Here is a 6,480-nt window from a genome sequence, read left to right as displayed (position 1 = left end):
AACTTTCTCTGGAGCAATCACTACTGCTCCCCAGCAGAATCCAGCGATTGCTCTGGGCGTGAATGTCGTAGGCGAAATCCCAGAACACCGGATAGGCGGGATGTCCTTTCGCGAACCAGAAGGCAGTAACCTCTTGCGCATCATCGAGATGCGCGTCGCATAGAATCCTCTCCGTCAGAGCAATGATCTCGCCTCGCTTTGCTTCCAGATCGATAGGCCCACAGCCGGGATCGCCTGGATAGAACATGCTCTCTATGATCTGCGAACGAACAACGCTTCTGGCAACGGTCTCACTGCCACCGACAACAGCATCCTTGGAAACAGACTTTTTCAGTGCTTGCTCCAGAGAAAGTTGTGCCTCGAGCGGACCGTACAGAGCGATCCAGACCTGATAATTCATGCCATAGAGCAGTCCTTCTAATTGTGCGAAGTACTCGGGTCGTACATCTCGATCTATCTGCATGCATCCCACTCCTTGGCGTGAAAAGGCCAGGATCCTAACCAAGGAATATACCCATTCGAAAGCAGCCCTAGGTGCTCTCCACCTCAGTTCTCATTCCCACACCCCTGCCCCCACACCGGATACCGCAGCGTATGCCGCTGCCCGGCGCTGTCCTCGTAGGTCATCTCCACCTCGCGAATCCCGCAGAAACCCAGGTCCGGTGCCTGCACCACGCGCTGGATGTCGAGTTTCTGGCCGTAGCGGTAATCCTGCGCCGGTGGTGCCTCCTGCGCGGCGAGGGCCGCGCAGGAGGTGAAGAGGCAGGCGACAGCGAGCAAACGCTTCATGGCCGTTCCCCGGAGGACGAAGCACGCGGCATGGGCGCGCCGGTCATGCTGGGGAGGACTTCGTCGCGGCGGATGAGACCGTGGAACAGCGCGGCGGCAAGGTGCAGAAGGATGGTCGCCAGCAAGGCGTAGGCGATGACCGTATGCGCGCTGCGCAGGATGGCGTGCAACTCGACTGAAGGCGACACCAGTGCCGGCAGTTCGAAGCCGCCCCAGAGCACGACGGGGTAGCCGCCAGCGGATTGCATGGTCCAGCCCACCAGCGGCTGGGCCAGCAGCAGGCCGTAGAGCACAAGGTGCGAGAGGTGCGCGGCGCTGCGTTGCCAGCTGGACATGTCGCTGGGCAGCGCGGGAATGCGGTGCGTCAGGCGCACGACGATGCGCAGCAGCACAAGCACCAGCAACGCAGCGCCCAGGGGCTTGTGGATGGCGATCAGGGTAGCGTGGCGCGGCGAGACGCTGGCAACCATGCCAAGGCCGATCAGCAGCATGGCGAGCACCAGCACGGCCATGAGCCAGTGCAGCACGCGCAGGGAGAGCGGGAAGTAAGTCGGTTTCATCAGTGGGTCTCCTGGGCCTGCTCACGGGTGCGGCGGTTGAAGGATTCCGAATAGGCGGCCGAGCGTGCGCTGAGCAGCGGGTCGTCGGAGGCGCGGATGCCGTCGGGGAGGATCAGCGGGTCGTAGTTGACGTCACGGCAGTCACCGCCGATTTCCGGTTGCAAGCGCTCGATCACCAGTTCCCCGGCATCGACCTTGCGGCGGCTGTCGGGCCAGGCCTGGGTGGCGTCGGTGGTGCTGTCGCCGGGTTCGCCCAGGGTGAACTGCAGGCGCCAGCGCAGCGGGCCGGCGGCGATGCGCTGGGCCAGTTCAGCGGCGAGGAAGTCGGCGTCGCCGCGCTTGTCGGCGGCCAGCGGTTCGACCGGTGCCTCGGGCTGCACAGACCAGCGCACGGGCTGTTCCTTGCCGTCCTTGTTCACCAGGTAGAAGGCATTGAGGCCGTAGTAGGCGCTGTTGGCGTAGCTGGAGGACGGTGTGGAGGTCTTCATCCACTGCAGGAAGGGGCCGGTCTCGGGGTGCGCCTTGAAGAAGGCACCGGCCTTGGCCGGATCGGGCTTACCGGTGCCCGGTTGCGGCGCCGTGGCCTGTTGCAGGGCGAAGAAGCTGGCCACGTCGCGGACGACGAAGACCGGCATGGCGTTCATGCCGGTGCGCCATTCCTGGCCATCGGCCGGCAGGAAGCGCAGCGCCAGGCTGCGGATCGGCGCGGCGCCGTCACTGGCCTTGGGGTTGCCGCCGGGGATCGCAAGGCGCCCCACTACCGGTACACGGCCGACGGAGAACAGGCTGGCGCGCGAGAGGTCGGCCACGCCGCCGTTGCTGTCGAAGTGGCCGATCACGCACAGGCCCTTGGCATGGTTGCGCCGGTACCCGGGGTAGACTCCGCCGTTGTGCTCCAGGGTGTTGATGACCTTGTCCGGGGTGAGGCGCTGCGGGTCGAGCCAGCCGGCGACGTAGGCGAAGACGGCGGCCACGCCGAGTACCACGGCGCCGATGGCCGCCAGGCGCAGGGGCACGTTGGGTGCGGTGGGCGGTGTTTCTGTCATTTCCAGCTCCTCAGGCTTAGGCTGAATGCGTTGAGCCGGTACGACGCACCGTGCCACGGGTTATTCCCGCCAACCCCGAAAGAAATATTTTTTCGCGGGACGGGAATAGATCGCTGCCACAGACGTCTTTCTCGCTCGAACCCACCCACTCCCGGCGCCCCGATGCATTCACTGGACGACCATTCACTGCGCGAACTGCTACCCCGGCTGCGGCGCTTCGCCCTGTCGCTGACGCGCAGCGCGAGCAGCGCCGACGACCTGGTCCAGACCACCCTGGAGAAGGCGCTGTCGGCCTGGACCGGCCGCCGCGACGACGGCGACCTGCGTGCCTGGCTGTTCTCGATCCTCTACCGGCACTTCATCGACGGGCAGCGCCGGGCCAAACGCTACGCCCGCCTGCTGAGCCTGTTCGGCGCGGACAGCGCGGTCAGCGCATCGCCCGAGGACATCGTCAGCGCACGCTCGACGCTAGAGGCCTTCGAGCGCCTGCCCGCCGAGCAACGCGCGCTGCTGACGCTGGTCAGCGTCGAGGGCCTGAGCTACCGCGAGGTGGCCGAGGCACTGGATATTCCCATGGGCACCGTCATGTCCCGCCTGTCGCGCGCCCGCACGGCGCTGCGCGCGCTGAGCGAAGGACAGACGGCGACTCCTTCATTGCGGGTATTGAAATGAACGAACGCATTCCCGACGGCACGCCCCAGGAACAGGACCTGCACGCCTACCTCGACGATCAGCTGGAACCGGCGCGTCGCCAGTGGGTGGAAGCCTGGCTCGCCACGCACCCGGACGACGCCCGCCGCGTGGAAGGCTGGCGGCAGGATGCGCAGCAGCTGCGCGCGGCCTTTGCCGGCCAGGCGCGCGGAGCCATTCCCGAACAACTGGACCCGGCGCGGATTCGCCGGCAGATCCAGCAGCGCAGACGTTCGCGCCTTGCGACGGCGGCAGCCTTGTTGATCGCGCTGGGCGTCGGTGGCATGGGGGGTTGGCAGATGCGCGGCGACGCGATGCTGCGCGGCATGCTGCCGATGCAGGATGCGGTGCAGGCTTACCGGTTGTTTGCCGACGCCGGCCAGAACGGGCTGGACCTGCGCGATGGAGGCGACCTGCATGGTTGGCTGGCGCGCTACCTGAAAGACGCCCCGCCGCCACCGGCGCTGGAGCAGGTGGGATTGAAGACCGTCGGGGCGCGGTTGCTCGCCACCGAACAGGGTGCGGCGGCGCTGGTGATCTACGAGGATGGCCAGGGGCGTCGGTTGACCTTCTTCATCCGCCCGCCGGGACCGCGCCATGAGATGTTGCCGCAGGGGCAGCGCACCGATGGCGACCTGCTGGCGCGTTACTGGAGCCAGGGTGGCTACAACTATGCGCTGGTGAGCCGCAGCGATGATCCGCAGGCTCAAGCGGTGGGGCAATTGGTGGGGTTCTAGCGGTGGGTTGTGGCGCTGATGGGTATCGCTGCGCTCCACACCATCCTACGGGCAATCAACCAGTGGAATAACAGTGGTGGATAGCATGGTCGTTTTCCATGGTACGCGACCACGAACGCAGGATGGGTGGAGCGCAGCGATACCCATGCTGTCGGTGCGACCATTGATGAGTATCGCTGCGCTCCACGCCATCCTACAAAGGCTCTGGCGTCAGAAGGCGAAGCAGGAACAGCCGAAGGCGCCCCAGAAGCCCTGGAAGTCACTCACCGGCACGCTCGACTGGCGCGCGCGTTCGTGGCTGTGGCCATGCACGCCGCAGGAGCCGACGCACTGGTGCACGGCATTCTGCAGCGGCGCTTGCGGGCGCCAGTGGCCGGGGACCTTGGCCACCGGCGACCAGTCCGGCAGTACCGGAATCGCCGTCGGCGCCTGGCGCTCGAAGTCGCCACTGCCGAACACCACGCGGCCGTCGACCACGGTCAGCACCGATTCGATGGCCTTGATCTCTTCCTCCGACACATTGAAGTAGTCCGCGGAGAGCACCGCCACGTCGGCCATCTGCCCGACCTTGATCATCCCTTTCTTGCCCTGTTCGTTGGAGAACCAGGCGCTGCCATGGGTGTACAGCTCCAGCGCGGTGGCGCGGGACAGGCCTTCGGGGTACAGCTCCAGTCCGCCGACGGTCTTGCCGCTGGCCATCCAGTACAGCGAGGTCCAGGGGTTGTAACTGGACACACGGGTGGCGTCGGTACCCGCGCCCACCGGCACACCTTCGGCGAGCATGCGCTTGATCGGCGGGGTCGCTTCGGCGGCCTGCTTGCCATAGCGGTCGACGAAGTATTCGCCCTGGAACGCCATGCGGTCCTGGATGGCGATGCCGCCGCCCAGCGCCCTCACCCGCTCGATGTTCTTCGGCGAGATGGTCTCGCAGTGGTCGAAGAACCAGTGCAGACCGTTGAACGGGATATCCAGGTTGACCTTCTCGAACACGTCGAGCATGCGCGAGATCGACTCGTCATAGGTGGCGTGCAGGCGGAACGGCCAGCGCTGTTCGACCAGGTGGCGCACCACCGGCTCCAGCTCGGCTTCCATGGTGCCGGGCAGGTCGGGACGTGGCTCGAGGAAGTCCTCGAAGTCGGCCGCCGAGAACACCAGCATCTCGCCGGCACCGTTATGCCTCAGGAAGTCACTGCCCTGGCCGTACTTGACGCTGCTGGTCCAGTTCTTGAAATCGGCCAATTCTTCCTTGGGCTTCTGGGTGAACAGGTTGTAGGCGATGCGCACGGTGAGCTGGTTGTCTTTCTCCAGCTGTTCGATGACCTGGTAGTCGTCCGGGTAGTTCTGGAAGCCACCACCGGCATCGATGGCGCTGGTGACACCCAGGCGGTTCAGCTCGCGCATGAACTGGCGGGTCGAGTTGACCTGGTACTCGAAGGGCAGTTTCGGCCCCTTGGCCAGGGTCGCATAGAGGATCATCGCGTTGGGCCGCGCCACCAGCATGCCGGTGGGCTCGCCGTTGCTGTCGCGGACGATCTCGCCACCGGGCGGGTTCGGTGTGTCCTTGGTGTAGCCGACGACACGCAACGCGGCGCGGTTGAGCAGTGCGCGGTCATACAGGTGCAGGACGAACACCGGGGTGTCCGGCGCCGCCTGGTTCAGCTCCTCGAGGGTCGGCATGCGCTTCTCGGCGAACTGGAACTCGTTCCAGCCACCCACCACGCGCACCCACTGCGGCGATGGCGTACGCAAGGCCTGCTCCTTGAGCAGGCGCAAGGCATCAGCCAGGGACGGCACGCCTTCCCAGCGCAGTTCGAGGTTGTAGTTCAGGCCGCCGCGGATCAGGTGCAGGTGCGAGTCGTTGAGACCGGGGATGGCGGTGCGGCCCTTGAGGTCGATGACCCGGGTGGCGCCGGCGCGCAAGGCCATAGCCTCGGCCTCGGTGCCGACGGCGATGAACTTGCCGTCGGCGATGGCCACGGCGGTGGCCTCGGGTTTCTCGCGGTCGACGGTGTGGAAGCGGCCGTTGGTCAGGATCAGGTCGGCGTACATGGGCAATTTCCTCTTTCGATCAGCGGGCGTTGAGCCAGGCGGAGAACAGGCGCGTGGCCCGTGGCATGAAAACGTAGACCACCAGCAGGACGATGGTCGCAACGATGAGCATGTTGGCTGGCACAAAGCCGCCCAGTAGCGGGACTTGCGCGAACAGTGGGCGCCAGAGCTGCGGCACCAGCATCACCAGCGGCAGGATCACCAGGTAGGAGATGGCCGCCTGCTTCCAGCGCGGTGGCTGCTTCTGCGGGTTGTCCGGGGTGGTGAACCAGAACTCGTGGGCGCGGTGCAGTTCCTTCTGTTCACCGTCGATCAGGTGCGGGTCCGCCCGCTCGATCAGCTCACGGCGTTGCGGCGAGTCGAGCCAGGCTTGCAGTTCGTTGGCGGTGGCGAAGCGCAGCACCGAAGTGAAGTGCTCGCCCTGACGCATCACGTCCACGCCCAGGTGGCCGGGGAACTCGCTGGCGGCGCGGGTCAGCTCGCGCAGGATGGCTTCATAGGCGGCGATACTGTCGGGCCGGGCGCGGTGGCGGATGATCAGGGTGACGGATTCTTGCTGAGTGGTCTGGTTCATGTGGGCTCCCTCCAGAGAAGTGGCCTCCCCCGCCT

8 protein-coding genes are annotated in these 6,480 nt (G+C 65.8%); 2 read left to right on the top strand and 6 right to left on the bottom strand.

What is annotated here, in order from left to right; genetic code table 11:
- The 4 genes from FAS41_RS28590 to FAS41_RS28575 form a co-directional block, all read right to left on the bottom strand.
- Nucleotides 1-463: hypothetical protein (locus FAS41_RS28590; RefSeq protein ID WP_138526673.1), on the bottom strand; the 463-nt coding region annotated here is incomplete at its 3' end.
- Nucleotides 464-546: 83 nt separating this feature from the next.
- The gene (locus FAS41_RS28585; protein ID WP_138526672.1) at nucleotides 547-789 is read right to left on the bottom strand and encodes a DUF2790 domain-containing protein; all 243 of its coding nucleotides are present in this window, start codon (nucleotides 787-789) and stop codon (nucleotides 547-549) included.
- Nucleotides 786-1,349, bottom strand: a complete 564-nt coding sequence (locus tag FAS41_RS28580) for a cytochrome b (RefSeq protein ID WP_138526671.1) — start codon at nucleotides 1,347-1,349, stop codon at nucleotides 786-788. Before FAS41_RS28580 ends, FAS41_RS28585 begins: the two co-directional genes overlap by 4 nt.
- The gene (locus tag FAS41_RS28575; protein WP_138526670.1) at nucleotides 1,349-2,395 is read right to left on the bottom strand and encodes a catalase family peroxidase; all 1,047 of its coding nucleotides are present in this window, start codon (nucleotides 2,393-2,395) and stop codon (nucleotides 1,349-1,351) included. The genes FAS41_RS28580 and FAS41_RS28575 overlap by 1 nt, the downstream gene beginning before the upstream one ends.
- Nucleotides 2,396-2,557: 162 nt before the next feature.
- On the opposite strand from FAS41_RS28575, the gene FAS41_RS28570 reads away from it, so the two are divergent.
- Together FAS41_RS28570 and FAS41_RS28565 are read left to right on the top strand one after the other, a co-directional pair.
- Nucleotides 2,558-3,067, top strand: a complete 510-nt coding sequence (locus FAS41_RS28570; protein ID WP_138526669.1) for a sigma-70 family RNA polymerase sigma factor — start codon at nucleotides 2,558-2,560, stop codon at nucleotides 3,065-3,067.
- A complete protein-coding gene (locus tag FAS41_RS28565; protein ID WP_138526668.1) occupies nucleotides 3,064-3,822 on the top strand; it encodes an anti-sigma factor family protein in 759 nt (252 codons plus the stop codon). Before FAS41_RS28570 ends, FAS41_RS28565 begins: the two co-directional genes overlap by 4 nt.
- A gap of 210 nt (nucleotides 3,823-4,032) precedes the next feature.
- Here FAS41_RS28565 and FAS41_RS28560 read toward each other — a convergent pair whose 3' ends face one another.
- Both FAS41_RS28560 and FAS41_RS28555 read right to left on the bottom strand, forming a co-directional pair.
- Nucleotides 4,033-5,871, bottom strand: coding sequence for an amidohydrolase (locus FAS41_RS28560; protein WP_138526667.1), 1,839 nt, complete (start codon nucleotides 5,869-5,871; stop codon nucleotides 4,033-4,035).
- A gap of 19 nt (nucleotides 5,872-5,890) precedes the next feature.
- Complete coding sequence (locus FAS41_RS28555) at nucleotides 5,891-6,445, bottom strand: antibiotic biosynthesis monooxygenase (RefSeq protein ID WP_138526666.1); 555 nt, start codon at nucleotides 6,443-6,445, stop codon at nucleotides 5,891-5,893.
- Nucleotides 6,446-6,480: the final 35 nt, after the last annotated feature.

The organism is Pseudomonas nicosulfuronedens (assembly GCF_005877905.1).
In the GTDB taxonomy this organism is placed as follows: Bacteria; Pseudomonadota; Gammaproteobacteria; order Pseudomonadales; family Pseudomonadaceae; genus Pseudomonas; species Pseudomonas nicosulfuronedens.
Note: the sequence above shows the minus strand (reverse complement) of the source record. Positions and strands in the feature narration are given on the sequence as shown.

Excerpts from the sequence above, each read along its gene's own strand:
- FAS41_RS28585 (WP_138526672.1), bottom strand. The coding sequence starts at position 789 with ATGAAGCGTTTGCTCGCTGTCGCCTGCCTCTTCACCTCCTGCGCGGCC.
- FAS41_RS28580 (WP_138526671.1), bottom strand. The coding sequence starts at position 1,349 with ATGAAACCGACTTACTTCCCGCTCTCCCTGCGCGTGCTGCACTGGCTC.
- FAS41_RS28575 (WP_138526670.1), bottom strand. The coding sequence starts at position 2,395 with ATGACAGAAACACCGCCCACCGCACCCAACGTGCCCCTGCGCCTGGCG.
- FAS41_RS28570 (WP_138526669.1), top strand. The coding sequence starts at position 2,558 with ATGCATTCACTGGACGACCATTCACTGCGCGAACTGCTACCCCGGCTG.
- FAS41_RS28565 (WP_138526668.1), top strand. The coding sequence starts at position 3,064 with ATGAACGAACGCATTCCCGACGGCACGCCCCAGGAACAGGACCTGCAC.
- FAS41_RS28560 (WP_138526667.1), bottom strand. The coding sequence starts at position 5,871 with ATGTACGCCGACCTGATCCTGACCAACGGCCGCTTCCACACCGTCGAC.
- FAS41_RS28555 (WP_138526666.1), bottom strand. The coding sequence starts at position 6,445 with ATGAACCAGACCACTCAGCAAGAATCCGTCACCCTGATCATCCGCCAC.